This is a genomic window from Dyella koreensis (assembly GCF_044904565.1).
In the GTDB taxonomy this organism is placed as follows: Bacteria; Pseudomonadota; Gammaproteobacteria; order Xanthomonadales; family Rhodanobacteraceae; genus Dyella_D; species Dyella_D koreensis.
In genome coordinates this window covers 15,423-40,762 of sequence record NZ_JADIKD010000009.1, presented here as the reverse complement: position 1 = coordinate 40,762, position 25,340 = coordinate 15,423, and the positions used below count along the sequence as shown (strand labels likewise).

At 64.1% G+C, this 25,340-nt stretch carries 25 protein-coding genes; 11 read left to right on the top strand and 14 right to left on the bottom strand.

Annotated features, from left to right (window positions below; translation table 11 throughout):
• Positions 1 to 25: 25 nt before the first annotated feature.
• Both arsB and ISS97_RS07640 read right to left on the bottom strand, forming a co-directional pair.
• Positions 26 to 1,054 carry an ACR3 family arsenite efflux transporter gene (gene arsB / locus ISS97_RS07645; protein ID WP_379985535.1) on the bottom strand — a complete coding sequence of 343 codons (1,029 nt, stop codon included), beginning with the start codon at positions 1,052 to 1,054 and terminating at the stop codon, positions 26 to 28.
• A 47-nt stretch (positions 1,055 to 1,101) separates the two neighbouring features.
• Positions 1,102 to 1,620, bottom strand: a complete 519-nt coding sequence (locus ISS97_RS07640) for an arsenate reductase ArsC (protein WP_379985483.1) — start codon at positions 1,618 to 1,620, stop codon at positions 1,102 to 1,104.
• A gap of 80 nt (positions 1,621 to 1,700) precedes the next feature.
• On the opposite strand from ISS97_RS07640, the gene arsH reads away from it, so the two are divergent.
• Entirely contained in the window at positions 1,701 to 2,495 is a 795-nt protein-coding gene (arsH, locus tag ISS97_RS07635) for an arsenical resistance protein ArsH (RefSeq protein ID WP_379985536.1), read from the top strand.
• Between the two features lie 8 nt (positions 2,496 to 2,503).
• Here arsH and ISS97_RS07630 read toward each other — a convergent pair whose 3' ends face one another.
• Positions 2,504 to 3,334: a helix-turn-helix domain-containing protein gene (locus ISS97_RS07630; RefSeq protein ID WP_379985485.1), complete on the bottom strand. Its 831-nt coding sequence runs from the start codon at positions 3,332 to 3,334 to the stop codon at positions 2,504 to 2,506.
• A 98-nt stretch (positions 3,335 to 3,432) separates the two neighbouring features.
• Here ISS97_RS07630 and ISS97_RS07625 point away from each other — a divergent pair, with 98 nt between their 5' ends.
• Entirely contained in the window at positions 3,433 to 4,281 is an 849-nt protein-coding gene (locus tag ISS97_RS07625) for an SAM-dependent methyltransferase (RefSeq protein ID WP_379985486.1), read from the top strand.
• Positions 4,282 to 4,323: 42 nt separating this feature from the next.
• On the opposite strand, the gene ISS97_RS07620 is transcribed toward ISS97_RS07625, so the two are convergent.
• Both ISS97_RS07620 and frmR read right to left on the bottom strand, forming a co-directional pair.
• A complete protein-coding gene (locus ISS97_RS07620) occupies positions 4,324 to 5,433 on the bottom strand; it encodes an S-(hydroxymethyl)glutathione dehydrogenase/class III alcohol dehydrogenase (protein ID WP_379985487.1) in 1,110 nt (369 codons plus the stop codon).
• Positions 5,434 to 5,484: 51 nt separating this feature from the next.
• Complete coding sequence (gene frmR, locus ISS97_RS07615) at positions 5,485 to 5,760, bottom strand: formaldehyde-responsive transcriptional repressor FrmR (protein WP_379985488.1); 276 nt, start codon at positions 5,758 to 5,760, stop codon at positions 5,485 to 5,487.
• A 205-nt stretch (positions 5,761 to 5,965) separates the two neighbouring features.
• On the opposite strand from frmR, the gene ISS97_RS07610 reads away from it, so the two are divergent.
• Genes ISS97_RS07610 through ISS97_RS07595 form a run of 4 tightly spaced genes read left to right on the top strand, consistent with a single transcriptional unit; the run spans position 5,966 to position 8,295 of the window.
• A complete protein-coding gene (locus ISS97_RS07610) occupies positions 5,966 to 6,517 on the top strand; it encodes an ester cyclase (RefSeq protein WP_379985489.1) in 552 nt (183 codons plus the stop codon).
• Entirely contained in the window at positions 6,514 to 6,711 is a 198-nt protein-coding gene (locus tag ISS97_RS07605; protein ID WP_379985490.1) for a polysaccharide deacetylase family protein, read from the top strand. The genes ISS97_RS07610 and ISS97_RS07605 overlap by 4 nt, the downstream gene beginning before the upstream one ends.
• Before the next feature lie 50 nt (positions 6,712 to 6,761).
• Complete coding sequence (locus ISS97_RS07600; RefSeq protein ID WP_379985491.1) at positions 6,762 to 7,475, top strand: SDR family oxidoreductase; 714 nt, start codon at positions 6,762 to 6,764, stop codon at positions 7,473 to 7,475.
• 28 nt (positions 7,476 to 7,503) lie between these two features.
• Positions 7,504 to 8,295 carry an SDR family NAD(P)-dependent oxidoreductase gene (locus ISS97_RS07595; protein ID WP_379985492.1) on the top strand — a complete coding sequence of 264 codons (792 nt, stop codon included), beginning with the start codon at positions 7,504 to 7,506 and terminating at the stop codon, positions 8,293 to 8,295.
• Positions 8,296 to 8,815: 520 nt separating this feature from the next.
• On the opposite strand, the gene ppa is transcribed toward ISS97_RS07595, so the two are convergent.
• The 5 genes from ppa to pdxR form a co-directional block, all read right to left on the bottom strand.
• Positions 8,816 to 9,355 carry an inorganic diphosphatase gene (ppa, locus tag ISS97_RS07590; protein WP_379985493.1) on the bottom strand — a complete coding sequence of 180 codons (540 nt, stop codon included), beginning with the start codon at positions 9,353 to 9,355 and terminating at the stop codon, positions 8,816 to 8,818.
• 114 nt (positions 9,356 to 9,469) lie between these two features.
• On the bottom strand, positions 9,470 to 10,306 hold the full coding sequence (locus tag ISS97_RS07585) for a 2OG-Fe(II) oxygenase (protein WP_379985494.1): 837 nt from the start codon (positions 10,304 to 10,306) through the stop codon (positions 9,470 to 9,472).
• A 57-nt stretch (positions 10,307 to 10,363) separates the two neighbouring features.
• Entirely contained in the window at positions 10,364 to 12,436 is a 2,073-nt protein-coding gene (locus ISS97_RS07580; protein ID WP_379985537.1) for a prolyl oligopeptidase family serine peptidase, read from the bottom strand.
• 76 nt (positions 12,437 to 12,512) lie between these two features.
• Entirely contained in the window at positions 12,513 to 14,066 is a 1,554-nt protein-coding gene (locus ISS97_RS07575) for a TIGR00341 family protein (RefSeq protein WP_379985495.1), read from the bottom strand.
• A 180-nt stretch (positions 14,067 to 14,246) separates the two neighbouring features.
• Positions 14,247 to 15,731, bottom strand: a complete 1,485-nt coding sequence (gene pdxR / locus ISS97_RS07570; RefSeq protein ID WP_379985496.1) for a MocR-like pyridoxine biosynthesis transcription factor PdxR — start codon at positions 15,729 to 15,731, stop codon at positions 14,247 to 14,249.
• Positions 15,732 to 15,844: 113 nt separating this feature from the next.
• Here pdxR and ISS97_RS07565 point away from each other — a divergent pair, with 113 nt between their 5' ends.
• A complete protein-coding gene (locus tag ISS97_RS07565; RefSeq protein WP_379985498.1) occupies positions 15,845 to 17,125 on the top strand; it encodes a hypothetical protein in 1,281 nt (426 codons plus the stop codon).
• A 114-nt stretch (positions 17,126 to 17,239) separates the two neighbouring features.
• Here the strand turns inward: ISS97_RS07565 and ISS97_RS07560 are convergent, their stop codons facing one another.
• Together ISS97_RS07560 and ISS97_RS07555 are read right to left on the bottom strand one after the other, a co-directional pair.
• The gene (locus ISS97_RS07560; RefSeq protein WP_379985499.1) at positions 17,240 to 19,288 is read right to left on the bottom strand and encodes a sodium-translocating pyrophosphatase; all 2,049 of its coding nucleotides are present in this window, start codon (positions 19,286 to 19,288) and stop codon (positions 17,240 to 17,242) included.
• Between the two features lie 202 nt (positions 19,289 to 19,490).
• Positions 19,491 to 19,874, bottom strand: coding sequence for an RcnB family protein (locus tag ISS97_RS07555; protein ID WP_379985501.1), 384 nt, complete (start codon positions 19,872 to 19,874; stop codon positions 19,491 to 19,493).
• A 242-nt stretch (positions 19,875 to 20,116) separates the two neighbouring features.
• Here ISS97_RS07555 and ISS97_RS07550 point away from each other — a divergent pair, with 242 nt between their 5' ends.
• Genes ISS97_RS07550 through ISS97_RS07540 form a run of 3 tightly spaced genes read left to right on the top strand, consistent with a single transcriptional unit; the run spans position 20,117 to position 22,172 of the window.
• Positions 20,117 to 20,824, top strand: coding sequence for a Tar ligand binding domain-containing protein (locus ISS97_RS07550; RefSeq protein ID WP_379985502.1), 708 nt, complete (start codon positions 20,117 to 20,119; stop codon positions 20,822 to 20,824).
• Positions 20,825 to 20,846: 22 nt separating this feature from the next.
• Entirely contained in the window at positions 20,847 to 21,401 is a 555-nt protein-coding gene (locus tag ISS97_RS07545; protein ID WP_379985503.1) for a hypothetical protein, read from the top strand.
• Positions 21,402 to 21,404: 3 nt separating this feature from the next.
• Positions 21,405 to 22,172: an alpha/beta hydrolase gene (locus ISS97_RS07540; RefSeq protein ID WP_379985504.1), complete on the top strand. Its 768-nt coding sequence runs from the start codon at positions 21,405 to 21,407 to the stop codon at positions 22,170 to 22,172.
• 30 nt (positions 22,173 to 22,202) lie between these two features.
• On the opposite strand, the gene gcvA is transcribed toward ISS97_RS07540, so the two are convergent.
• Positions 22,203 to 23,141: a transcriptional regulator GcvA gene (gene gcvA, locus ISS97_RS07535; RefSeq protein ID WP_379985505.1), complete on the bottom strand. Its 939-nt coding sequence runs from the start codon at positions 23,139 to 23,141 to the stop codon at positions 22,203 to 22,205.
• A gap of 103 nt (positions 23,142 to 23,244) precedes the next feature.
• On the opposite strand from gcvA, the gene ISS97_RS07530 reads away from it, so the two are divergent.
• A complete protein-coding gene (locus ISS97_RS07530) occupies positions 23,245 to 23,940 on the top strand; it encodes an FMN-dependent NADH-azoreductase (protein WP_379985506.1) in 696 nt (231 codons plus the stop codon).
• On the opposite strand, the gene ISS97_RS07525 is transcribed toward ISS97_RS07530, so the two are convergent.
• Complete coding sequence (locus tag ISS97_RS07525) at positions 23,930 to 25,201, bottom strand: 6-phosphofructokinase (RefSeq protein WP_379985507.1); 1,272 nt, start codon at positions 25,199 to 25,201, stop codon at positions 23,930 to 23,932. The genes ISS97_RS07530 and ISS97_RS07525 overlap by 11 nt on opposite strands.
• Positions 25,202 to 25,340 lie beyond the last annotated feature (139 nt).

The following is a 25,340-nucleotide window of genomic DNA, read 5'->3' as shown; positions in this document are numbered from 1 at the left end:
GGAATGTTTGGCCGGAGTCTGTCGATCAGGCGGTGCGTGTTTCGTACCACTGCTTGCTGGCGGTGACGATGCGTACTACCGACAGCATCACCGGTACTTCGATCAATACGCCCACCACAGTGGCCAGCGCAGCACCAGACTGCACGCCGAACAGGCTTACGGCGGTGGCGACGGCGAGTTCGAAGAAGTTGCTGGCGCCGATCAGCGCGGAGGGTGCGGCGACGCAGTGCGGTACGCCGAGTCGGCGATTGAGCAAGTAGGCGAGGCCCGAGTTGAAGTAGACCTGGATCAGGATCGGCACGGCGAGCATGGCGATGACCAGCGGCTGGGCGAGGATCTGTTGTCCCTGGAAGCCAAACAGCAGCACCAGCGTGAGCAGTAATGCGCCGAGCGAGATCGGGCCCAGCCGGGCCAGCAGGCGTTGCAGCGCATCCGTGCCGCCGTGGGCGAGTGCAACACGGCGCAGCATCACGCTGATCAGCACGGGCACCACGATGTACAGCACAACGGAGAGGATCAGTGTGTTCCACGGCACGGTGATCGCGGAGATGCCCAGCAGCAATCCAACGATGGGTGCGAAGGCAACCACCATGATGGCGTCGTTCACCGCCACCTGGCTCAAGGTGAAGTTGGGTTCGCCGCCGCACAGGTTGCTCCACACGAACACCATGGCGGTGCATGGGGCCGCGGCGAGAAGAATCAGTCCCGCGATGTAGGAGTCCAGCTGCGCTGCCGGCAACCACGCGGCGAATATGTGGCGGATGAAGATCCAGCCCAGCAAGGCCATCGAGAACGGTTTCACTGCCCAGTTGATGAAGAGCGTGACGCCGATGCCTTTCCACTGGCGACGTACGCCGGCCATGGCGCCGAAGTCGATCTTCAGCAACATCGGGATGATCATCAGCCAGATCAGCGCCGCCACTGGCAGATTGACCTTGGCGATCTCCATGCGACCCAGCGCTTCGAACCTGCCGGGCAGTGCATGTCCGAGTAAGGTGCCGGCCGCCATGCACAGCGCCACCCATAAGGTGAGGTAACGCTCAAAGAAGCCGATGCGAGGTGCCTCGCGCGATGCCGCTCCGGAGGCAAGCGCCGTCTGATTCACGCACCGTCCCCGTTGTTGTCTTCGTCGCTCAGCGCACCGATGCCGTCGAGCGCCCGCTTGAGTTCTTCCTGACTCATGGTTTCCACCGGCAGCTTCAGCAGCTCCATCAGGCGGTAGGTGATCAGTGTGTGCGCTTTGCGGAAGGCTTTGTTGATGACGACCGGACTGCCCTTTACCGCGGCAGGATCAGGTAGGCCCCAATGCGTGCGCACGAAGTCGCCGAACAGGACGGGGCAGGGTTCGTTTGCCGCGCTGTCGCAAACGGTGATCACGATATCGAGCGGCGGCGCGTCTTCGCCGACGAAGCGATCCCACGACTTGCTGCTCAGCCCATCGATGGGAATACCCGCTGTCGCGAGTTCTTCGAGCGCGTAGGGATTGACCTGTCCGGTGGGTTTGCTGCCGGCGCTATAGGCCTCGAAGCGGCCCTTACCCAGGTGATTGAGGGTGGCTTCCGACAGGATGCTGCGGGCTGAATTGCCCGTGCAGATAAACAGGACGCGGCAGGGATTCATGGTCGGGTGTCTTGGGTTGACTTCTATATTTCCATAATGATCGAATTATAAAAACATCGCAAGAGATGCTCGCCTCCGCCATGACGATTCCGGATCTCCCCCATATCGCTTTTGACCTGCTTGATACGCCAAGCCTGGACAAGCTGGCCTTGCCGGCGGGTGCCACCCATCCGCCACGCATCCTGATCCTGTATGGCTCGCTGCGCCCGCAATCCTTCAGTCGCAAATTGGCGCTGGAGGCGGAGCGCATTCTCCAGCGCTTTGGCGCGGAGACACGCGTGTTCGACCCGCACGATCTACCGATACTGGATAGCGTGCCGGCCACGCATCCGAAAGTGCAGGAGTTGCGTGCGCTTTCCTTGTGGTCAGAGGGCCAGGTCTGGGTGAGTCCCGAGCGTCATGGCGCGGTGACTGGCGTCTTCAAGAATCAGATCGACTGGCTGCCGCTGGAAGACGGCAGTGTGCGGCCTACCCAGGGGCGCACACTGGCGGTGATGCAGGTGTGTGGTGGCTCGCAGTCGTTCAACGTGGTCAATGCGCTGCGCGTGCTCGGTCGCTGGATGCGCATGGTGACTATCCCGAACCAGTCGTCGGTCGCCAAGGCCTGGCAGGAGTTCGATGAGTACGGCCGTATGAAACCGTCTGCGTTCTACGACCGCGTGGTCGACGTGATGGAAGAGCTGTTCAAGTTCACTTTGATGGTGCGTGATCGCAGCGACTATCTGGTCGACCGTTACAGTGAGCGCAAAGGTGCTGCAGAAGCGCGTGCGCTGGCCGCTGCGGCGAAAGTGGTGGAGGTCGTCGAAGCACCCGCGATGGCCGAGCCTGTCGCGCCGGTGAAAACGCGTGCCTGTTGCGCGAGCGGAGCCTGCTGAGCGACGCGTCAGGCGCGCCGCGCGGATTGCTTGAACTCGGTAGGCGAGCGGCTATACGCCTGCTTGAACGCGGCGGTGAAATGGCTGTGGCTGGAGAAGCCGAGTTCGGCGGCGAGGGCGGAGAGATCGTCGTACTCGCCCAGCAGATCCAATGCGCGGGCGAGGCGCAAACGCAGGTGGTAGCGATAAAGCGGCAGGCCTTCGACTTGCTGGAAAACCTGCGTGAGGTAGACCGGCGAGCAACCCATTTCGGTGCCGATTTCGGCCAGCGTCCAGCGGCGGCCGAGATCACTGGCGAGCAGCACTTTGACGCGATCGGCCAGACGCTGGCGCGCGTGGGTCGCGGCGCTGGCATGCGAGGTGCGCGGACCCAGGCTGCGGGCAACCAAGGTGAGCAGCAGGCCCTCGGCTTCGAGCGGTTCGATGCTGTTGTTTTGCAGGCTGTGGCGCAGCAGGGCGACCAAGGCCTGGGCGCGCGGATCGATCCGTTGATGCTGGCGCAGAAATCCGAGCTTCCCGCCACTTTTCAACAGAGCGCTGGGCGCGAGTTCGTGCAGCAGTGGTTCCGCCAGGGTCAGCGACAGGCTGGCGTCGCCGCCTTCGATGGGATGGCTTACCTGGTAGCCCTCGTCGGCATTGAAGAACAGCACGTGATTGGCGTCCGCCACCGCCTGGTCGCCGCCGACGTGGCGCATGTAGACACCACGGTAGGGGAAAACCAGATGCGTGGCCGACGCGCATTCTTCCGCACTGCGATGACGACAGGTGCCGCTGCACCGGACCGTGCGCACCGCGACGGTGTCTGTGTCCAGCAGGCGACTGACGTCGAACTCAGACATAGTGGAAAGGCCGGATGGCCGAGCGCTTCTCGGGTCGGCCGAAGCTTATCATGCGCTCGCCCAGGCCGAACCGGCCCGGATCTGCATAGCGACCCCGCATGTCTTTCACGCTGAAAACCTTGATCGAAACGATGGAGAAAAACCCTGCGCTGGCCGGAGCTGACCGCTTGCGCCAACGCCTGGACATGCTGGATGAACTCGATGCCTGTCTCATGCGGGCTGGCGATGCCAGCGGTCCGGCGGACGTAGCGCTGCGCCATCGCGCCGAGGCGATCCGCACCCAATGGGAGGCGTTGAATGCAGCGTGCTATGACTTCATGCGCGACGAGATTCGCCAGGGTGTCGCGCCTTCCGGATTGTTGCGTTGGATGAAGGATGCGGCGTTCGAGCCTGGCGACGCCTACGATTTCCGGGACGAACTGCTCAGCGGCGTGCTGGCTTTCGATGAGCCCGATGCCGGCATCGCTGAGTTGCCGAGCGAGATGGTGTTCTACCAGCCAACTCCCGCCCGGCACATCGTCGACATGATCGAACGCACGGGCTTGGGTGATGGCGATGTGCTGGTCGATCTCGGTTCCGGTCTGGGGCACGTGCCCTTGCTCGCGGCGATCTGTACGGGAGCTCGCTGCATCGGCATCGAGCTGGAGCAGGCTTATGTGCAGGCAGCGCAACGTTGTGCGCAGACTTTGCATCTCGGTCGGGTGCGCTTCGTCCAACAGGACGCGCGCGTCGCCGACGTGTCGGAGGGCACGGTGTTCTATCTGTACACGCCGTTCGTGGGTTCGGTGCTGAGTACGGTGCTGGACACGTTGCGGCAGGAGGCATCGGCACGTGACATCCGCATCTGCACCTTCGGCCCCTGCACGGCGACCGTGGCGAAGCAGTCCTGGCTGAAGGCGGTCGATCCGCTGAAGCCAGGGCGCATTGCTGTATTCCGTGCCTCCTGAAAGCGCGCCGTGGTGATGGCGCGCCTTCTTCATGGATGGCGATCAGAAGTGAATCACCGTGCGGATCGACTTGCCTTCGTGCATCAGATCGAAAGCTTCGTTGATGCGCTCCAGCGGCAAGTTATGGGTGATGAACGGATCGAGTTGGATCTCGCCATGCATCGCCTGCTCGACCATGCCCGGTAGCTGAGTGCGGCCTTTCACGCCGCCGAAAGCGCTGCCGCGCCACACGCGACCGGTCACCAGCTGGAACGGGCGCGTGCGGATTTCCTGGCCGGCGCCGGCCACGCCGATGATGACGCTTTCGCCCCAGCCCTTGTGGCAGCACTCCAGGGCGGCGCGCATCACGTCGACATTGCCGATGCATTCGAAGCTGAAATCGACGCCGCCGTCAGTCATCTCGACGATCACGTCCTGGATCGGCTTGTCGTGTTCCTTCGGATTGATGCAGTCGGTGGCGCCCATGCTGCGCGCGAGTTCGAACTTGCCGGAATTGGTGTCGATGGCGAGGATGCGTCCGGCCTTGGCCTGTACCGCACCCTGGATCACCGCGAGGCCGATGCCGCCGAGACCGAACACCGCCACCGTGTCGCCCGCTTTCACCTTGGCCGTGTTGTGCACGGCGCCAATGCCGGTGGTGACGCCGCAGCCGAGCAGGCAGACCTTCTCCAGCGGTGCGGCCGGATTGACCACGGCCAGCGAGATTTCCGGCACCACGGTGTACTCGCTGAAAGTAGAGCAGCCCATGTAGTGATGGATCGGCTGGCCGTTGTACGAGAAGCGCGTGGTGCCATCCGGCATCAAGCCCTTGCCCTGTGTTGCGCGCACTGCCTGGCACAGATTGGTCTTGCCGGATTTGCAGAATTTGCATTCGCGGCATTCGGCGGTGTACAGCGGAATTACGTGATCGCCCGGTTTGACGCTGGTTACGCCTTCGCCGACTTCGACCACGATGCCTCCGCCTTCATGACCCAGCACGGCGGGGAACAAGCCCTCCGGATCGTCGCCGGACAGCGTGAAGGCATCGGTGTGGCAGACGCCGGTGTGAGTGATCTTGACCAGTACCTCGCCCTTTTTCGGCGGCGCGACGTCGATCTCGACGATTTCCAGCGGCTTGCCCGGCCCGAAGGCGACGGCGGCTCGTGATTTCATGGTGTTCTCCGACAGACAACGATAAAAACGATGGCGGGAGCAGGGTCCCGCTTACTTGAGATAAGAGCGGACCAGCTCGGTCATTTCGCGCACGCGCTCGGCGCGGCGTGCTTCGGATGGTGCGGGCGCGCCGAACTCTTCGCGGATATGCGCTTCCATCACTTCGGACATCAGCCCGTTGACCGCGCCACGGATCGCGGCGATCTGCTGCATCACCGGGGCGCAATCCGCACCGGCTTCGAGTGCGCGTTCCAGCGCTTCGATCTGGCCGCGAATGCGGCGCACGCGGCCAAGAACCTTCTTCTTCTCTTGCGGGGAATGGGGCATGGCGGCGGGGCTCGGTCACTATACTGGGGTATAGTATGTTGACCGAGTTGGCGCGGGGTCAACTCAGCTCATTCCCCAGGGCATCCTTTCCATTTTGGAAAAGCTGGATCCTCGGAACGCGTGTATTTGAGCGCAAATTGAAAAGCTAGCATGGCTCGTCGACGTCGCACTCGCGGCGACTGGTTCTCTTCAACGAGGTAACCCCATGCCGTCTTTCTTCCGAGGTCTCTCCGCGGCTGTCGTTCTGTCTCTGGCTGCCGGCAGTGCGCAGGCCGAAACATCTCTACTGCAACCACGCCAGTTGATCATCGATGGCAGCGTGCCGAAGGCGCAGGCCGAGGCGCAGATCCTGGCTGCACGTCGTTATGACACGTTCTGGAATACCGGCGAGGACGCCTTGGCGAACGCCGCATTGGCCACGAACTTCACGGACCGCACACTGCCGCCGGGTCGTGCACAGGGGCCGGCCGGTCCGCTTGCCGTGTCCAGGCTGATGCACGCCGCAGTGCCGGATCTGAGCTGCGAGATCGAACAGATGCTGGTCGTGGGCGATCGTGTGGTGGTGCACCTGCATTTTCGCGGGCACTTCAGCGGACGCTTCAAAGACGTGCAGGGGCAAGGTCAGGCGATCGATTTCATCGCTACCGACATCTATCGCATCGCCGGTGGCCGCATCATCGATAACTGGCATCTCGAGGACAACCTTACCTTGATGCAGCAAATGGGGCTGGTGCCGGCGCCGGAGAAAAAAGCATGAGCCGCGATGAGCCTTTCACTGAGCCCGCCGACGGCCAGGATTCTGTGGTGGTGCCGTACATGCTGCGAAACAACGACATATTGCTGATCCAGGGCCACAACTATTTCGATCAGCTCTACGACGAGGCCGCTACACGTTGCCGCATGATGTCCGTCAGCGTGCACGACCGCTCGCGCGAAATCGAAACCATCTGAGTGGCGTGGCGCCCGTGGCGCCGTGATTTGCATCAACGGAGTATCGAGTCATGAATGCTTTTCCTTCCAAGAAAGTCCTGGTCGTCGGCGGCAGTTCCGGTATTGGTGAAGCCGTCGCCAAGGCCTTCGCCGAGGGCGGCGCCGAAGTCACCATTGCTTCGCGCAGCAAGACCAGGCTGGATCAGGCAGCGCAGGGCATAGGCAAGGAGGTGCAGGTGGCCGTGCTGGATACGGCGGATGTTGCTGCGGTGGAAGCTTTCTTCGCTGACCGTGGGCCGTTCGATCATGTGGTGATATCAGCAGCGCAGACGCCGACGGGTTCCGTGCGCGAGCTACCGCTGGAGTCGGCCCGAGCCGCGCTGGATAGCAAGTTCTGGGGCGCCTATCACGTTGCACGTGCGGCACGTATCGCCGAGGGCGGTTCGTTGACCTTTGTCTCGGGCTTTCTCAGCGTGCGGCCCAGCAAGGGCGCGGTACTGCAAGGTGCGGTCAATGCGGCGCTGGAGGCATTGGCGCGTGGTCTCGCGCTGGAGCTTTCGCCGGTACGCGTCAATACCGTCTCGCCGGGGCTGATCGCGACGCCGCTATGGTCGAAGCTCAGCGATGAAGCGCGCGGCGCCATGTACGAAGCCGCCGCCGAACGCTTGCCCGCGCGGCGTATCGGACAGGCCGAGGATGTAGCCAACGCGGTCGTCTACCTCGCCGCGACACCGTTTGCGACAGGATCGACCGTCTTGGTGGATGGCGGTGGCGCCATCGCCTGAATTTCAGTTTTTCTCAGAGGACAAACGCATGCAGATCGATCTTTCCGGCAAGAACGCCCTGGTTACCGCTTCCACCGCGGGTATTGGTCTCGCCATTGCTACAGGCCTGGCGGCCGCTGGTGCCAACGTGATCATCAACGGCCGTCATCCCGACACGGTGCAGAAGACGGTGGAGAAATTGCGTCACCAGCTGCACGGTGCGAGCTTGCAAGGCGCAGCGGCCGATCTCTCCACGGCGGAAGGTGCGGCGGCGCTGATCAAGGCGGTGCCCAGCGTGGACATTCTGGTCAACAACGCCGGCATCTTTGGGCCCAAGCCATTCTTCGACGTGGATGACGCGGAGTGGGAGCGCTACTTCCAGACCAACGTGATGTCCGGTGTGCGGCTGTCGCGCCATTACATGCAGGGCATGTTGCAGCGGAACTGGGGGCGCGTGGTGTTCATCTCTTCCGAATCGGGACTCAACATTCCGGCCGACATGATCCACTACGGCTTCAGCAAGACGGCGCAGATTTCCGTAGCGCGCGGGTTGGCGAAGCTGGCGGCGGGGACAGGTGTCACCGTCAACAGCGTGTTGCCGGGGCCGACGTTGTCGGATGGCTTCAAGGATATGGTGCGCGAGACGGCGGAGCGCGAAGGGAAGAGCTACGAGCAGATCGGCAAGGAGTTTGTGATGGCGCACCGGTCGAGTTCGATCATCCAGCGCATCGCTACCACCGAAGAAGTGGCGAACATGGTGGTGTATGTGTGTTCGGTGCAGGCGTCGGCGACAACGGGGGCGGCGTTGAGGGTGGATGGGGGTGTAGTCGACACGATCTGAGTCGGCGTTTTATCTCCCTCTCCTAGAGAGCGGGTTGGGCCCTTGTGCTATGCCCTCCTGCTTCGTCATTCCGGCGAACGCCGGAATCCAGTGTCGTTGTCGCTCGGTTGTCGCGTTGTCGCGCACTGGTCCGCCTGCGGCGGGGTTTCGTCTCGCTGCCGCGAGCCGAGTTACTTTTCTTTGCTTGCCCAAAGAAAAGTAACCAAAAGAAAAGGCACCCCTCTTACGCGCCCTCCGGCTTCGCCTGCGACGCGAATCTAGTCCCGTGGGGCGGGTCCGTGAGGGTTGGCCGGGCTTTTCGACACGACATCCCTGTCGTATCGAAAAGGCGCAGGCATCCATGCCTGCGCCCCCTTCGGGGCCTGATCGTCCAACCCTCACCGCTCCACAGGGGACCCAGTTACGGGCTCGCTTACGCATCGCTGCGCAAGAGCTATGTGGGAGTGCGAGCAATGTGTGGTGGTACTGAAACGAAAACGCCCCGCAATGCGGGGCGTTTTTATGAAGCTATCGCGCTTGCTCAGGCTTTCTTGTCGGCCTTGTAGCGCTCGATGCCGGCGACGATTTCCGCCTTGGCTTCGGTGGCGCCGACCCAGCCTTCCACCTTTACCCATTTGCCCTTCTCGAGATCCTTGTAGTGCTCGAAGAAGTGGCCGATGCGCTCCAGCCAGTGGGCGGAGACAGACTGGATGTCTTTGATGTGGGCGTAGCCGGCGAAGATTTTCTCGACGGGGACGACTACCAGCTTTTCGTCGCTGCCGGCTTCGTCGGTCATCTTGAGCATGCCGACCGGATGGCAGCGGATCACCGAGCCCGGGACCAGTGGCAGGGGCAGGATCACCAGCGCGTCGAGCGGATCGCCGTCGCCGCCGAGGGTGCCGGGAACGTAGCCGTAGTTGCAGGGGTAACGCATGGGGGTGGAGAGGATGCGATCGACGAAGATCGCGCCGCTTTCTTTCTCAACCTCGTACTTGACCGGCTCGGCATCCTTGGGGATTTCGATGATGACGTTGATTTCGTTCGGCACGTCGCGGCCGGCGGAGACGAGATGCAGACCCATGGTGGTTCCTTGCTGAAAGGCGGGAGGGAAAGCCGCCAAGGATACGGCAAAGCCTGCTGCGTCGCAGCAGCGGGGCCCGCCAGGGTTCAGGGCATCGTCAGTGCGCGAACGGGCTCAGCGTTGGTACGGGCGCTCGCGCAACCACTTGGTGGCTATCCATTTTTCGCCTTTGGCGACGGGCAGGCCGGCGTGCAGGGAGCTCTGGTCGCCGGTGTCGTAGGCGAAATAGACGGCTGAACCGCGCAGGGCGGTGACGGTGAGGCCGACGGCGGGGAAGGCGGTACCGCCGCCTTCGTCGGGGGTGTTGAGGTACATCACGATGCTGGCGACGCGCTGGCCGCCGCGGGCGGTGACAGCGGTGAAGCCGGGCTGGGTGGGGTCGAACCAGTCGAAGTGCGGCTCGTATTCCTGGCCGGGCTGGTAATGCAGGATCTGCAGGCCTTCACCGTGACTGACCGGAATATCCACCAGCGCGGCGATGCGCTGTTCGATGCGCTGGATCAGTGCCGATTCGCCGATGCGGAAGAACATGCCGTTGCTGGTGCGGCGCTCGTCGGTCTGGTGGCGACCGTCCACATCCACGGTGAGCGAGCGCTGCAGGCGCGGGCGCGCCTGGGCGATCAGGTCGTCGCATTCCGTACCGGTGAGCAGGCCTTCGAGGACGCGCACGGTCGGCGTGTCGACGCTGGTAGTGATGCGCACGGTGTGTTCATCCACGCTCATCTGTGGCGCGACCGGATGGCGCGGCAGCTTGCTGCCGGCGCGCGGTGCGGTGGCGTTGAGCGCGGCAAGCGGAATCTCCAGCACTTCGGAAACGGCACGGCGGCTTTGCTGCGCGTCGTAGCCGGCCTCTTTCATCAGGCGCAGCACGTCCATCGGGCCGTGGCCTGCGCGGGTGGTGGCGAGAATCCACTCGCGCAATTCGGGGCGTGTTTTGTGGAAATGCTTCATGGGCAAGAAGCGGGGAGTGTCATGGAAACACTCCCCACTGACTGGCGGAGAGGGGGCTTACTTTACGTGGTCCCACAGATAGGTGTACTCGAGCGCCTTCATGAAAGCGGACTGTTTGTTGTCCGCCGCGCCGCCATGGCCGCCTTCGATGTTCTCGTAGAAGCTGGTGTCGTAGCCGAGCGCGGCCAGCTTGGCGTACATCTTGCGCGCGTGCACCGGGCCCACGCGGTCGTCGCGGGTGGAGGTGGTGAACAGCGCGGGCGGGTATTTCTGTCCGGCCTTGGCATTGGTGTACGGCGAGAAGGTCTTGAGCCAGGCCCACTCGGCCGGCTTGTCCGGGTCGCCATACTCCGCGATCCACGACGCGCCGGCGGAGAGGTGCGTATAGCGCTGCATGTCGAGCAGGGCCACCTGGCTCACGATGGCGCCGTAGAGCTGCGGATACAGCGTAAGCATGTTGCCCATCAGCAGGCCACCGTTGCTGCCGCCCATCGCGGCGAGGTGCTGTGGCGAGGTGATCTTGCGCTTGAACAGATCCTCCGACACGGCGGCGAAGTCTTCATAGGCGCGCAGGCGGTTGGCCTTCAGCGCGGCCTTGTGCCAGCGCGGGCCGTATTCGCCGCCACCGCGGATGTTGGCGATGACATACACGCCGCCCTTGTCCAGCCAGGCGCGTCCGATGCCGCCGCTGTAACTCGGCTGCAGCGAAATCTCGAAACCACCGTAGCCGTATTGCAGGGTGGGGTTCTTGCCATCGGTCTTGAGGTGCTTCGGCGCGATTTCGAAATAGGGCACGCGGGTGCCGTCCTTCGAGGTGGTGAAGTGCTGGCTGACGTCGTACTTCGCGGCATCGAAGAAGGCCGGACTATGCTTGACCGCCTGCGGTTCGCCGCCATCGATGGCGCCGTAGTACAGCGTGGTCGGCTGCAGGAAGCCGCTGACGGTGAGGAAATAGTCGTCGCTGTCATCGGCATCGATACCGGCCGCGGCGATGGTGGAAAGCTTCGGTGCGCCGCCCAGGCCTTCGCGTTGCCAAGCACCCGCCTGCGGCGTGAGCACTTCGAGCTTGTTCACCACGTTGTCCATCACGTTGAGGATCAGGTGATGGCGTGTCCACGAATAGCCGTCTAGTGCGGTGCTGTCGGTGGGCTCGAACAACACGGTAAGTTCGCGTTTGCCGGCCATGTAATCATCGAATTTCGCCGCCAGCAGCGATCCGGCCTTGTACGGCTTGCCGCCGGCGTTCCAGTCGCTGCGCGGTTCGATCAGCAGCCATTCGCGATGCGCGCGGACGTTGGCGTCGTTCGGCACGTCGATCTTGGTCAGCTTGCCGTCCTTGCCGCGTACATAGGTTTCGCTGTCGTAGAAAGCGATCTGGCGCGCGACGAAGTCCCGTTCAAAACCGGGTGTCCGGTCACGGAAGGCGCTCACAGTCATGTCTTCCGGCTTGCCCTCGTACACCGTGACGGCGCTGCTCAGCGGTGTGCCGCGCTTCCATTCCTTGACGATGCGCGGATAGCTGGAGGTGGTCATCGAGCCGGGGCCGAAATCGGTAGCGACGTAGAGCGTGTCGCGATCCTTCCAGGACACGTTGCTTTTCGCTTCCGGCAGCGTGAAGCCATCCTTGACGAACTGTTTGCCGGGCAGGTCGTACTCGCGCACGACGTCGGCGTCGGCGCCACCGCGCGAGAGCAGGATCAGGCAGCGCTGATAGTCGGGCTTGAGGCATTCGGTGCCGTGCCACACCCAGTTTTCGTTCTCGGCCTTGGACAGCGCGTCGAGGTCGATCACGGTCTCCCACGCGGGCTGGTCCTTGCGGTACTCCGCCAGTGAGGTGCGGCGCCAAAGGCCTTTGGGGTGATCCTTGTCGCGCCAGAAGTTGTAGTAGCGGTCGCCGATCTTTTCGACCATGGGGATGCGCTCGTTGGAATCGAGCACTTCCAGCAGGCGCGCGTCGAGCTGCTTGAACTCGGGCGTCTGCGCGTACTTCTTCACGGTCTCGGCGTTGTGCTGCCGGACCCAGTCCAGCTGCTTGTCGCCGCTGATGTCTTCCAGCCAGAGATTGGCGTCGGCCGCGGCGTCGCCGCTGACCTTGGGGGGAGGAGTAGCTGCGTGGGTCATGCCTGCCATCGATAGAACAAGGAGGAGTGCGAGCGGGTGCTTTTTCACGTGCGAGTTCCCTCTACGACGAGATGCGTTCCGCCATTCAATCAGCCTTGGCCGCATCCGTCACCTGCAGGAAGACACTGCGGAACGCATCGATGCCTTCATCCGCCTCCGCCTTCGGCTGATCCGGCAGGGGGTAGCTGGCGCCCAGGCTCACTTGCAGATGGTGTTGCTCCAGCCAGTCGCGCACATTGGCGGCGCGCTGGGAGGCCAGCTCCGCGGTGCCATGGCCGTCGCTGCTGGCGCGGCCCTCGGCGATCAGATGCTTGATGCTCCAGCGCTGCGCAGCCCAGCTCACCAGCTGCAAAGTCGCGATCTGGTCCGGGCCGATCTCGGCCGAGCCGCGCGCAAACAACACGGGCGGCAATGGCCGCGGCGAGGGCACGATGCGCACCTGCCAGCCGGCGAGACGGGCTTCGAGGGTGTCCTCCATCTGCTTCAGCGAGGCCAGCGATGTGTTGGCGGCGGGCGCGATGGCGAGGGTGAGCGTCTTGGCCGAGGCATCGACGCCTGAGCTGAGCAGGGGCAGCGGGAAATGCGTTATCACCGCGCTGGCGTCGTCGTCGGGAGTTGGTGTGGCGGGTGCATTCGCCAGGTTGGCGCTCAGTGCGGAACGGGACAGATCCGTACGCGTCGGATCGGCCATGATCACCGGTGACAGGCGCAGGGCCAGATTGGGTGGCAAGGCCGCTTTGAGCGCTTGGCGCAGATGGGCGTCGTCTTCCATGTCGTAGTGCTGCGCGGCGAAGGTGACGTCGAGCGCACGGCGCGTGTCGTCGAGCTGCATGTCCAGCACGCGTACGGTCTGCGCGCTGAGCGCACCGGTAAGGGTGCTGCGCACGGTGCCGAGCAAGCGTGTCTGACTGGCGATATCGCCCAGCGCATGCGCCAGCGGCCAGCCCAGCGGCAGCAGCACCGCAAAGCCCACCACCACTTGCCAGGCCACCGCGGCGCGGGTGCCGCGGCCGCTGAAGCCGTACCAGGTACACATCAGGGTGGCACTGAGCGCGATGGTGGCCAGGTTGGTGGTGAACAGCAGCAACGAGCCTTCGGCGATGCGCCACTGGGCGACGGCGATACCGAAACCTACCACCGCCATCGGCGGCATCAGCGCGGTAGCGATGGCGACACCGACGATGGTGCCGCCACGCTGGCGGATCATGGCGTAGCCGCCGGCCAGGCCGGACAGGGTGGCGGCGATCATGTCGAACAGGTTGGGTGTGGTGCGCGCGAGGATTTCCGGCGTGGGAGTGCGCAGCGGCGACAGGCGCACGATCAGGATCGCGATCAGCAGCGCCAGGCCCATGCCGGCGAGCAGGGTGCCCAGCGCGCGGAACACGCGGCGGATATCCAGCATCGCGATGCCGAGGCCCAGCCGCACGATCGGCCCCATCAGCGGCGACACCAACATGGCGCCGATGATCACCGACACCGAGTTGCACAGCAGGCCGATGGTGGCGATGCCTGAGGCCATCGCGCACATGAAGAGATAGCTGCCTTCCAGTTCGCCGTTGTCGTCGATCTCCTGGGCGATCGCCTCGCGGTCGACGGTGGCCGCCTGACGTTTCAACCAGCGACGGATAGTGGTGAGCATGCCGGGTCTCGATGGTGCGGGGAAATGCAACGGACCGATGGGTCGAAAACGCCCCCATGCGATCCAACCGAATACGGAACGCACATGCACAGAACAACGGGCATTACTGGCGTCTTTTCCGTCGCGCCGATGTCGCGCAACGGTCGACCGCCGCCGGGCGATGGGCCCGGAGCGGACGCATTATGTCGCAATGGCTGGCTCGGAAAGCGAGGCCTTCCGTCGCCCTAGCGCGCGGGCCATGCGGCGCACGGCCTCGTCCAGCTCGTTCTCGTCGTGATAGGTAAAGCCAAGGCGCAGGAAAGGCTGCGCGCGCTGCTGGAAGTCGAAGCGGCGGGCGTCGAAGAACAGTACGCCTTCGCGTTCGGCATCGCGCGCCCAGCGAGCCACGTCGATGTCGTCATCGGCACGAGCCCACAAACCCATGCCGCCCTCCGGGACGCGGAAGGTCACGGCGCTGCCGAGATGCCGCGTCAGCGCCGCAGCGAGTGCATCGCGGCGCGAAGCGTAGGTGCGGCGCATGCGTCGTACGTGGCGCAACAGCTCACCGTCCTCGAATAGTTCGGCGATGGCACATTCCATCGCGGCGTCGCCGCGCGCGTCGCTGGCCGCGCGCACGCTTTGCAGGCGCGCGAAGACCGAAGGCGGCGCCAGCACGAACCCGGTGCTCACGCCTGGCGCGAGCAGGTTGGAAAGCGAGCCGACGTAGATCACGTTGGCGCGGCCAGTGCCCGCCGCGATCGGCAGGATCGGTTTGCCTTCGTAGTGAAATTCGTGGTCGTAGTCGTCTTCGATGATGGCGAAGCCGTGACGCAATGCCAGTGTGGCCAGTCGCGTGCGTCGTGCCTGCGACATCACGGTAGTGGTGGGAAATTGGTGATGTGGCGTGAGAAACACGGCGCGGATCTTCTGCCGGAGCAACACCGCTTCCAGTGCGTCCACGTCGAGACCGTCGCCGTCCACCGCGATGGGCAGCAATTGAGCGCCTGCGAGCTTCAGCACGCTCCACGCCGGCGGATAGCCGAAGGCTTCGATGGCCACGGTGTCACCAGGACGGATCAAGGTGCGCGCCACCAGGTCAATGCCTTGCTCGATGCTGCGCGTGACCATCAGGTTGTCGGGCGTCGCCTGCAGGCCACGCGTGCGGGCGAGCATCGCGGCAAGTTCGCTGCGCAGGCGGATATGCCCGCACGGATGCGGCGCCGCCAGCAACATGCGGCCGCGCCGTTCGATCGCGCGGCGGAACGCGCGCGCCAGTTCGCGTGCGGGAAACAGCCGGACATCCGGCGCGCCGTTCGCCATCATCAGTGTACCGGGCGCGGGTGCGTGGCCGCTCGCCGGCAACGGAAGCGGCGGCATCAGCGCGTAGGTGGGTGTCTGTTCTGCCACCGCAGGTGCGGCGGGTAGTGATTGCGCCGGTTCGCTGACGAAGGTGCCGCCGCCGACGCGCGTGCTGACCAGTCCTTCCGCGACCAGCTCGCCGTAGCCCGCGACAATGGTGTTGCGATTCACGCCCAGGCGCAGCGCCAGTTCGCGTGAACCGGGCAAGGCTTCGCCGGGTTTCAGCCGTCCGTTGCGGATGTCGTCGGCAATCGCCCCCGCAAGCTGCAGGAACAGCGGCAGCTCGCGTCCGGGGTCGAGTGCGATGGCAAGCTCCCAGCGGCGCATAAACCGGATTGTAAGCACAACCGGACTACCCGGAATGTGAGAAGTGGAACTCCCGGCGCCCAGCCGCCAGCGCCACCCTGCGGGCCTCCAGCATCACCACAAAGGAGGGTCGTATGCGCCGGCTTTCACATCTTGTTCTCTCCGTAGCCTGCGTCGCGGCGTTGCCCGCGCTGGCGTGGAGCCAGACGCAATACCGGGTATCCCAGCTAGCTGCGCTGGGCGGCACGTTCAGTTCGGGCAACAGCATCAGCGATCTCGGGTTGGTCAGTGGCGCGGCCAATCTCAGCGGCGACCAGGAAGGGCACGCCGCGCTGTGGTTGAACGGCACGGTTTATGACCTTGGCACCCTGGGCGGTCTCAACAGCGATATCCAGTGGCCGGCAAAGAACAACTTTGGCTTGCTCGCCGGTATCGCACAGACCGGCAAGCCCGATCCGCTGGGTGAAAGCTGGAGTTGTTCGGCCTTCTTTCCAGGAGCCACCGCCACCAGTAGCACCTGCCTGGGTTTTGTCTGGGCCTGGGGCCATATGCGCGCGTTGCCCACGTTGGGCGGCAACAACGGTTTCGCCGCCGGCGTGAATGATCTGGGCCAGATCACCGGTTGGGCCGAGAACACGATTCACGATCCCAGTTGCGACACCGCGCATAGCGGCCAGGTGCTGCAGTTCCGTCCCGTAGTGTGGGGGCCGGGGCCGAACCAGGTGCGCGAATTGCCTTTGCTGGATGGCGACAGCTCCGGCGCGGCGACCGCGCTCAACGATAAAGGCCAGATGGTCGGCATCTCGGGTACTTGCGATCAGGCGGTTGGACGCTTTACCGCGCGTCACGCGGTGCTATGGCAGAACGGCAGCGTCATGGACATCGGCAATCTTGGCGGCGTCGCCTGGCACACGCCGATGGCGATCAACCTGCAAGGACACGTTGTGGGCTTCTCCAACGTGTCGGCCGCCGATGGCGGCGCGCTGCACGAACACGCCTTCCTATGGACACGCAGTGGCGGCATGAAGGATCTGGGCACCCTCTATCCCAACGACGTGCATAGCCAGGCCTTCGCCATCAATGTGCGCGATCAAGTAGTGGGGCTGTCATGCACCGCACATTTCGCCAGCTGCCACGCCTTCCTGTGGGAAAACGGCCAGATGAGCGACCTCAACCTGCGCGTGCCCGGCTACGACGGCTTGCTGGCGCAGGCACTGGATATCAACGACGAGGGGGTGATCACCGGGCTGGCGGTGGATGCGGCGACGGGTAACCAGGTGGGCTTTGTCGCTACGCCGGATGGTGGATTCAGCAGCCACGCTTCGCTCGCGGTGCGTCACGCGGCGATGCCGGATCCGATGCGTGACCGCTTCCTGCGCCGCATGAAGCTCGAGGGTGTTGCCGATCTGCCGTGATGATCCGTTCTTACTTTGCCGTCCCCACCAAGAAGAAGACGTTGTAGAAGGATTTTGATTGGGGGTTTTCCTTGAAGCTGGGGCGCATGTCCTGCGCCCCGGCCTTTGATGCCATCAAAGCAGCGGAATCAACAGCAGCGCCACGATGTTGATGATCTTGATCAGTGGATTCACCGCGGGGCCGGCGGTGTCCTTGTAGGGATCACCCACGGTATCGCCGGTGACGGCGGCCTTATGCGCGTCGGAACCCTTGCCGCCGTGATGGCCGTCTTCGATGTATTTCTTGGCGTTGTCCCATGCACCGCCGCCGGTGGTCATGGAAATCGCCACGAACAGGCCGGTGACGATGGTGCCGATCAGCACGCCGCCCAGCGCCTGCGCGCCGGCTTCCGCGCCGCCCAGCCACTTGAAGCCGAACACCACGATCACTGGTACCAGTACTGGCAGCAGCGAGGGGATGAGCATTTCCTTGATCGCGGACTTGGTCAGCATGTCGACGGCGCGCGAGTAATCCGGCTTGGCGGTGCCTTGCATGATGCCGGGGATATCGCGGAACTGGCGACGCACTTCTTCCACCACCGAGCCGGCGGCGCGGCCCACCGCTTCCATCGCCATCGCGCCGAACAGGTACGGAATCAGGCCGCCGATGAGCAGGCCGATGATCACGTAGTGGTTGGAGAGGTCGAAGCGGAAATCGGTGATGTTGAGATGCTGACTGAGGTTGTGCGTGTAGTCGGCGAACAGCACCAGCGCGGCGAGACCGGCTGAGCCGATGGCATAGCCCTTGGTCACGGCCTTGGTGGTGTTGCCCACGGCATCCAGCGGATCGGTGACACCGCGCACTTCCGGCGGAAGCTCCGCCATCTCGGCAATGCCGCCGGCGTTGTCGGTGATCGGGCCGTAGGCGTCCAGCGCCACGATCATGCCGGTCATGCTGAGCATGGCGGTGGCGGCGATGGCGATGCCGTACAGGCCGCACAGCGCGAAGGAGCCCCAGATCGCCGCACACACCGCCAGCACCGGCAGCGCGGTGGATTTCATCGACACACCGATGCCCGCGATGATGTTGGTGGCATGGCCGGTGGTGGACGCCTGCGCGACATGCTGCACCGGCGCGTACTCGGTCGCGGTGTAGTACTCGGTGATCACCACCATGGCACCGGTGAGTGCGAGACCGATCAGCGCGCAGCCATAGAGATGGCCGACGCCATAAGCGGATTCGCCCATCAGCTGACTGGTGATTGGCCAGAAGGCGATGGCGGCGAGGATGGCCGACACGGCTACGCCCGCGTACAGCGCATTCATGATCTTCGGGCCGCGCGCCTTCACGAAGAAGGTGCCGATCACCGAAGCAATGATGGAGGCGCCACCAAGGACCAGCGGGAACAGTACGCCGTTGCTGCCGGTCTGTTCGGCCATCACGCCGCCGAGCAGCATGGTGGCGATCAGCGTCACCGCGTAGGTCTCGAACAGGTCGGCGGCCATGCCGGCGCAGTCGCCGACGTTGTCGCCCACGTTGTCGGCGATCACCGCCGGGTTGCGCGGGTCGTCTTCCGGAATGCCGGCTTCCACCTTGCCGACCAGGTCGGCGCCGACGTCGGCGCCCTTGGTGAAGATGCCGCCGCCGAGGCGGGCGAAGATCGAGATCAGCGAGGAACCGAAGGCCAGGCCGACCAGCGCATGCAGCGCGTGCATGCTCTCGTAGCCCATATGACGGAGCACGGCGTAGTACGCCGTGACGCCGAACAGCGCGAGGCCGACCACCAGCATGCCGGTGATGGCGCCGCCGCGGAACGCCACATTGAGTGCCGCCGCGAGTCCGCTGCGGGCCGCTTCGGCCGTACGCACGTTCGCGCGCACCGAGACGTTCATGCCGATATAGCCCGTGGCGCCGGAGAGGATCGCGCCGATCGCAAAACCGATCGCCGTGCCCCAGTCCAGGGCAAAGCCGATGACAAGGAACAGCACTACACCCACCGCGCCAATGGTGGTGTATTGCCGGTTGAGGTAGGCCCGCGCACCTTGCTGGATCGCCGCTGCGATCTCCTGCATGCGTTCGTTGCCCGGTGATTTTGCCAAGATCCAGCGCACCGAGAGCACGCCATACAGAACTGCCACGACCGCACATGCAAGCACGATCCACAAGCCAAACTGCTGCAGCATCGGAGCCTCCCCATCGGTTGTTAGCTTTCTATGCGGTGTTGCCGCAGGCTTCACCGCGATGGCCGCCTGTTGCGGGCGGTCCGGCGAGTATAGGCAGAGGTTGGCGACCGTTTTGTTGTGCGGCGCAACGCACGGGCGCATGCGCGCATAAAAAAGGCGACGCCCGGGGCCATCGCCTTTAGGGGGAACACCTTCGCTGGGATCAGCGAATGGCCATGTCGAGAATGATGCCGGTGGCGATCCCGACTAACAGGTAGTCGCTGTTGTCGCGGACCCAGTGGTAGCCGCGCGGCGGCGGACGCAGGCGGTAGTAGCCGTAGTCGCGCACGATGTAGGTGGGGCCGTAGTAACGCTCACCGCGCGCCCAGTAATGCGGGCGGTGGTGATAGCCGTAGTAGCGCCGGTCGTCGCGGTAGTAATGGCGGTCGTAGCGGCGGTCATCGCGCCAGCGATCGTGACCGCGGCCATGGTCGCGATCCCGGTCATGGCCGTGTCCGTGGCCCCGGCCATGATCGTTGTCGGCCAGCGCCATGCCGCTGCCGGCGAGCAGGGCGAGGGCAACGAATAGTTTGGAAAAGGTCTTCATATGCGCTCCTCGGACGCCCGGTGGCTGATAGCCAACCGCGGGTAGGACGAATCGTAGGAAATCGCGTCTGAATGGGAGGCCTTTCGTCGAGCTGTCTTTTTCAGCTGATGCTCAGCTGTCATTGCACGGACATGGCTCGTTTATTTAATTGAAATATATGATTTAAAAGGAAATTCTTCTAAAGCCACGAATGGGGCTGCCGATGCAGGGGCAGGTTCCCCGTATTCCCCTCAAGGTCCTGCATGCGCCCGTTTCGCGATCTGCGCCGCCTTTGGCGGCCGCTGCCCCCGCTGCCCCCGCTGTCGCTTCGTCTCCGGCTGATCCTGCGCCTGGCTGGCCTGCTGCTCTTGGTGCTGCTGGTGGGCGGAGCGGCCATCGCCTCCCTGCTGCGCTCGGACCAGCGCATGCGCGCATTGGTGGCTGACTCGCTGAGTCCGGTTTCTGATGTGGGGCGCATCCAGAACAACTACAGCGACAGCCTCAACGCGCTGACACACGCCGGTCTCACGCGCCTGCCTTCCGCGGTGGAGGAAGCGAAGACGCTGATCCAGTCGAACCGCGTGGATATTGAGCGGCGCTGGCACGAATTGCAGGCCAGCGGCCTGGGCCGCGAGCAGGCGCAGTTGCTCGCGCTGACGGACACGCATCGCAAGGCCGCCGAGCAGGTGATGAACGAAGCGATTGGCCAGCTCGACACGGAGCAGTACGACCTGGCCCAGTTGCAGATTGCTTCGGATGTGCAGCCCTCGTTCGCGCCGCTGCACGCGGACTTCGCCAACCTGTTCGCCAAGGCCTTGCAGGCAGGCAACGATGCCGTGGCGGCCGAACATGCCGCAAGCCGGCGCATGCTGGCCTATCTGTTGGTGCTGCTGATCGTCGGTCTGTTGGTGATCGGCGTGAGGTTTGGCCGAAAGGTGTACTGGCGGTCGTGGGGGCTTGTGGCAAGCTGAGTCGATCAAGAGGGACATGCCGATGCGCAAGGGCAAGTGGCTGATGGCCTTGGGGTGGCTGCTGGGCTTTCCGCTCGGCTTGCTGCACGCCACGGTCTCGCCGCCCGAGCAATTGGAATGGCACGGCAAGAATTACAACCTCGCGACGCAGCCATTAGAGCAGCGCTATGCAGGCGAGCAAGTCCGGCCGCGCTTCATGTCCGCTCCTCTCGTGAAAGCAGGCGGCGACCGCGGCTACATCGGCCATTGGCGGTTGGAGGATGATCGGCTCTATCTGCTGGATATCGAGTCCTGGCTTTGCGGCGAAGGTGCAGTGCTCAAGACTGACTGCCGCAAGGTAACCCTCGATGATGTGTTTGGTGATGGCACGAAGGCACCGGTACTTGCCGAGTGGTTCAACGGCGATCTCGTTCTGTCTAGCCAAGAGCCGGTGCGTGAGGCAGCCTATCGGCCAACCATCCGCATCACCCTAAAGGCGGGCAAGGTGACCCATATCGAGATGATCGGTAACGTGCCGTCGCCAACTTCACTCGATGGCGAGCGGAAGGGCGCGGTAAGACCCGAAGGAAACCGCTGACGCATGTTCTGGCGCGTGATCGCAACAATGGCGGCGCTGGCGCTTTTGTTCTATGCCGGTTGTTGCGCCGCGCTCTACTTCAATCAGCGACACATGCTGTACCACCCGGAAGCGACCTGGCGCCTGCACCATGCGCCCGATTTCACGCTGGTCAATGAAGGGGCGACTCTGCGTGGCTGGGTGATGCATGCCGGACAGCCTGGCGCTCTGCTGTACTTCGGAGGCAACGGCGAGCGCATCGAGGATGCCAGGGAGGAGTTGGTGCGATGGTTTCCGCAGCGCACGATTTATCTGCTGCCGTATCGCGGCTATGCCGGTAGCGATGGAGAGCCGGATGAGCGTGCGCTGATATCTGATGCGTTGGCCCTGTTCGATGAGGTCTCGCCGAAGCACACCAGTGTCGCGGTGATCGGGCGCAGCCTGGGCAGCGGTGTGGCGATCCAGCTCGCTGCGCAGCGATCGGTGGAGCGGCTGGCGCTGGTCACGCCTTTCGACAGCATGGTGCGGGTGGCGCAATCGTTCTATCCGTTGATGCCGGTGGACTGGCTGGCTCGCGAACGCTTCGAGTCCTGGCGCTACGCTCCCCGGGTTCGCTGCCCAGTGTTGTTATTGCGAGCAGGAGAAGATCAGCTCGTCGCGGCACGGCGTACCGCCACCTTGGCCGCCAGTTTCGTCACGCCGCCGGCGCAACAAGTGGTGCCCGAGGCCAATCACAACACCATCCAGGAATATACGGACTACCGGGTTGGGCTGAGCCGTTTCATGCAGTGAGGCTACATTGCACTACGGCGATTGGTGGGCCTATTTGCTGCGCCGTTTACGTGTGCTCGAGTCGCGAGTCGCCGGTTGTGCCGAGACAATCTCCCGCAGCCAGGCGCGCAATGCGTCGATAGCCGGGTCGCCAAGTGCATGCGCCGGGCGAACCAGGTGGTAATCGAAGCCATCGAGCTCGGGTCCGAACGGCGTGACCAGGGTTCCGTTGGCCAGGTCGTCCGCGACAAGGGCGGTGTTCAGCAGCGCTACGCCTTGCCCCGCGATGGCGGCATCGATGGCGTGGGTTTCATCGCTGAAGGTGACGCCGCGATGGAAACCTGAGGTGGCCTGTCCGGCATGTCGCGCCCACGCGGGCCAGTCGGGTGGTTCGGGCAGGGTGGGTTGCCACTGGAAATGCAGCAGGGGATGCCTGGACAGATCCTTTGGTGTTCGCAAGCCGAGGCGCGGGCTGCACATGGGGGCGAAGCTGGTATGCAGCAGCTGTTCGCTGTGCAGGTCGTGATAGTTGCCCTTGCCATAGCGGATGGCGGCATCGATCTGCTGCGCGGCGAAGTCGACGACCTGGGTCGAGGCATGCAGGCGCAGGTCGAGATCGGGGTGGCGGGCCTGGAAATCCGCTACGCGCGGGATCAACAGGCGTGCCACGAAAGCTGGTGTAGCGGACACCGTCAACATGCGTCGGCGCTTGGGTTGCAGCAGCGGAGCGACGGCGGCGGCCATGGCATCGAAACTGTCGCGCAGGGCGGGAAAAAGCGCGCGGCCTTCAGCGGTCAGCACCACCTTGCGCACCTGTCGTTCGAACAGCGGCACACCCAGCAGCGTTTCGAGCTGGCGGATCTGGTGGCTGATCGCGGTGGCGGTGACCGACAGTTCGGCGGCGGCAAGGCGGAAGCTCTGATGCCGCGCCGCCGCCTCGAAGGCGCGCAGGGCGGATAACGGCGGCAGACGTCGGCGGCTGGATTCCATGGATGAATTGTACTGATCTATGTGCTGAGAAAAGATCGTTTTTCAGCTCGCATCGTAGCGATCAGCATGTGTCCATGAAATCAACTCATGCATGGGAATGCTTATGACCACGTTGCTACACCTGGATGCCAGCGCCCGCGGCGGTCGCTCGGATTTGCACAGTTTCGGTTCGCATACGCGCCGCCTCACCGCGCGCTTCGTTGAACGCTGGCGTGCGATGGCCCGCGATACCTGCCTGTATCGGGATCTTGGCTATGGTCCGCCCGCGCCGGTGGATGGTGCGTGGATCCATGCGGCCTTCACCCCGCACGCACAGCGCGTGCCGTGGATGCATCAGCGTCTGGCCGAGAGCGATGCGCTGGTGGATGAGTTGATCGGCGCCGAGGTGATCGTGGCAGGTGTGCCGATGTACAACTTCGGTGTGCCCAGCGGGTTCAAGGCCTACATCGACAACATCGTGCGGGTCGGGCGCACTTTCGGTTTCGATCGTGAGCGGGCAGGCCAGCCGTATTGGCCGATGCTGGCGGGGCAAGGGCGCACGCTGGTGCTGTTGAGTTCACGCGGCGACCATGGCTACGGCGAGGGTGGCCGCATCGCGGGGATGAATCACGTCGAGGCCTCGGTGCGCACGGCCTTTGCCTATATCGGCATGACCGATCTGCGCACCGTGGCGGTGGAGTACGACGAGTACGGCGGCGAGGCGCTGGACGAATCCCTGCGCAGCGCCGAGGCGGCGGTCGACCGCCTGGTCGATGCGATGCTGGCCGAGCGCGCCGCCGCCGTGCCGGCTACGGCTTGAACGAAGGCAGCTTGCGTTCCACCGCGATGTTCTTCAGTCGCACATATTTGGGCAAACCGTCCTTGCCATAGGGCAAGGGCGCTTCGCCCTGGATCAGCGGCGCAAGATAGCGGCGCGCGGCGGCAGTGATGCCGAAGCCGTCGCGGGTGAGGAAGTTGTTGGGCATCTTCTTTTCGCGGTTGGCGATCTTGGAGAGCTCCGCCGGCTCGATCTTCCAGCGATACGGCGCATCGCTGCTGCGCACGATCACCGGCATCACCGCGTTCTTGCCGGCCAGCGCGTATTCGACTGCAGCCTTGCCGACGGCGTAGGCCTGGTCGGCGTCGGTTTTCGAGGCGAGATGGCGGGCAGAGCGTTGCAGGTAATCTGGCAGCGCCCAGTGGTACTTGTAGCCAAGCTTTTCCTTCACCAGCGCGGCGAGCACTGGCGCCACGCCGCCGAGCTGGCTGTGGCCGAAGGCGTCGCGGGTGCCGGCTTCGGCGAGAAACTGGCCTTCGGCATTGCGGATGCCTTCGGAGGCGACCACGGTGCACCAGCCGACGCGCTCGACGGTGGCTTTCACTTTGGCAAGGAAGGCGGCTTCGTCGAACACGCGCTCGGGGAACAGGATGAGGTGCGGCGGTGCGTCCGCCCCTTCGCCGGCGAGGCCGGCAGCGGCGGCGATCCAGCCGGCGTGGCGGCCCATCACTTCCAGAATGAAGACCTTGGTCGAGGTGTCGGCCATCGAGGCGACGTCGAGGCTCGCCTCCAGCACGGACACCGCGGTGTACTTCGCCACCGAGCCGAAGCCGGGGCAGCAGTCGGTGACGGCGAGGTCGTTGTCCACCGTCTTGGGCACGCCGATGCAGCGGATGTCGTAGCCCATGGCCTTGCCGAGCTGCGAGATTTTCAATGCAGTGTCGGCCGAGTCGTTGCCGCCGTTGTAGAGGAACCAGCGGATGTCGTGCGCGCGCAGCACCTCGATCAGGCGCTCGTACTCGGCGCGGTTGGCTTCCAGCGACTTGAGCTTGTAGCGGCAGGAGCCGAAGGCGCCGCCCGGCGTGTGGCGCAGCGCGGCGATGGCGGCGGCGGTTTCCTTCGAGGTGTCGATCAGCTCTTCGCGCAGCGCGCCGAGAATGCCGTTGCGCGCCGCATACACCTTCACGCCTTTGGCGCGGGCGGCCTCGATGACCCCGGCGGCAGTAGCGTTGATCACCGCGGTGACACCGCCCGATTGGGCATACAGCAGGCGGCCGGCGGAGGGGCGTGATTGAGGCTTCATAAGAGCGTGCTCCGAGTGGTGGCTGATGCGGTGCGACATTTTGTGACAGGGGAAGACTGCTTGCACAACAGTGACTTGGCGCCAGATACGGCTTTTTCCGGTTTGACGGCACCCCCCGCAGACGCTACTTTGGTTGCTC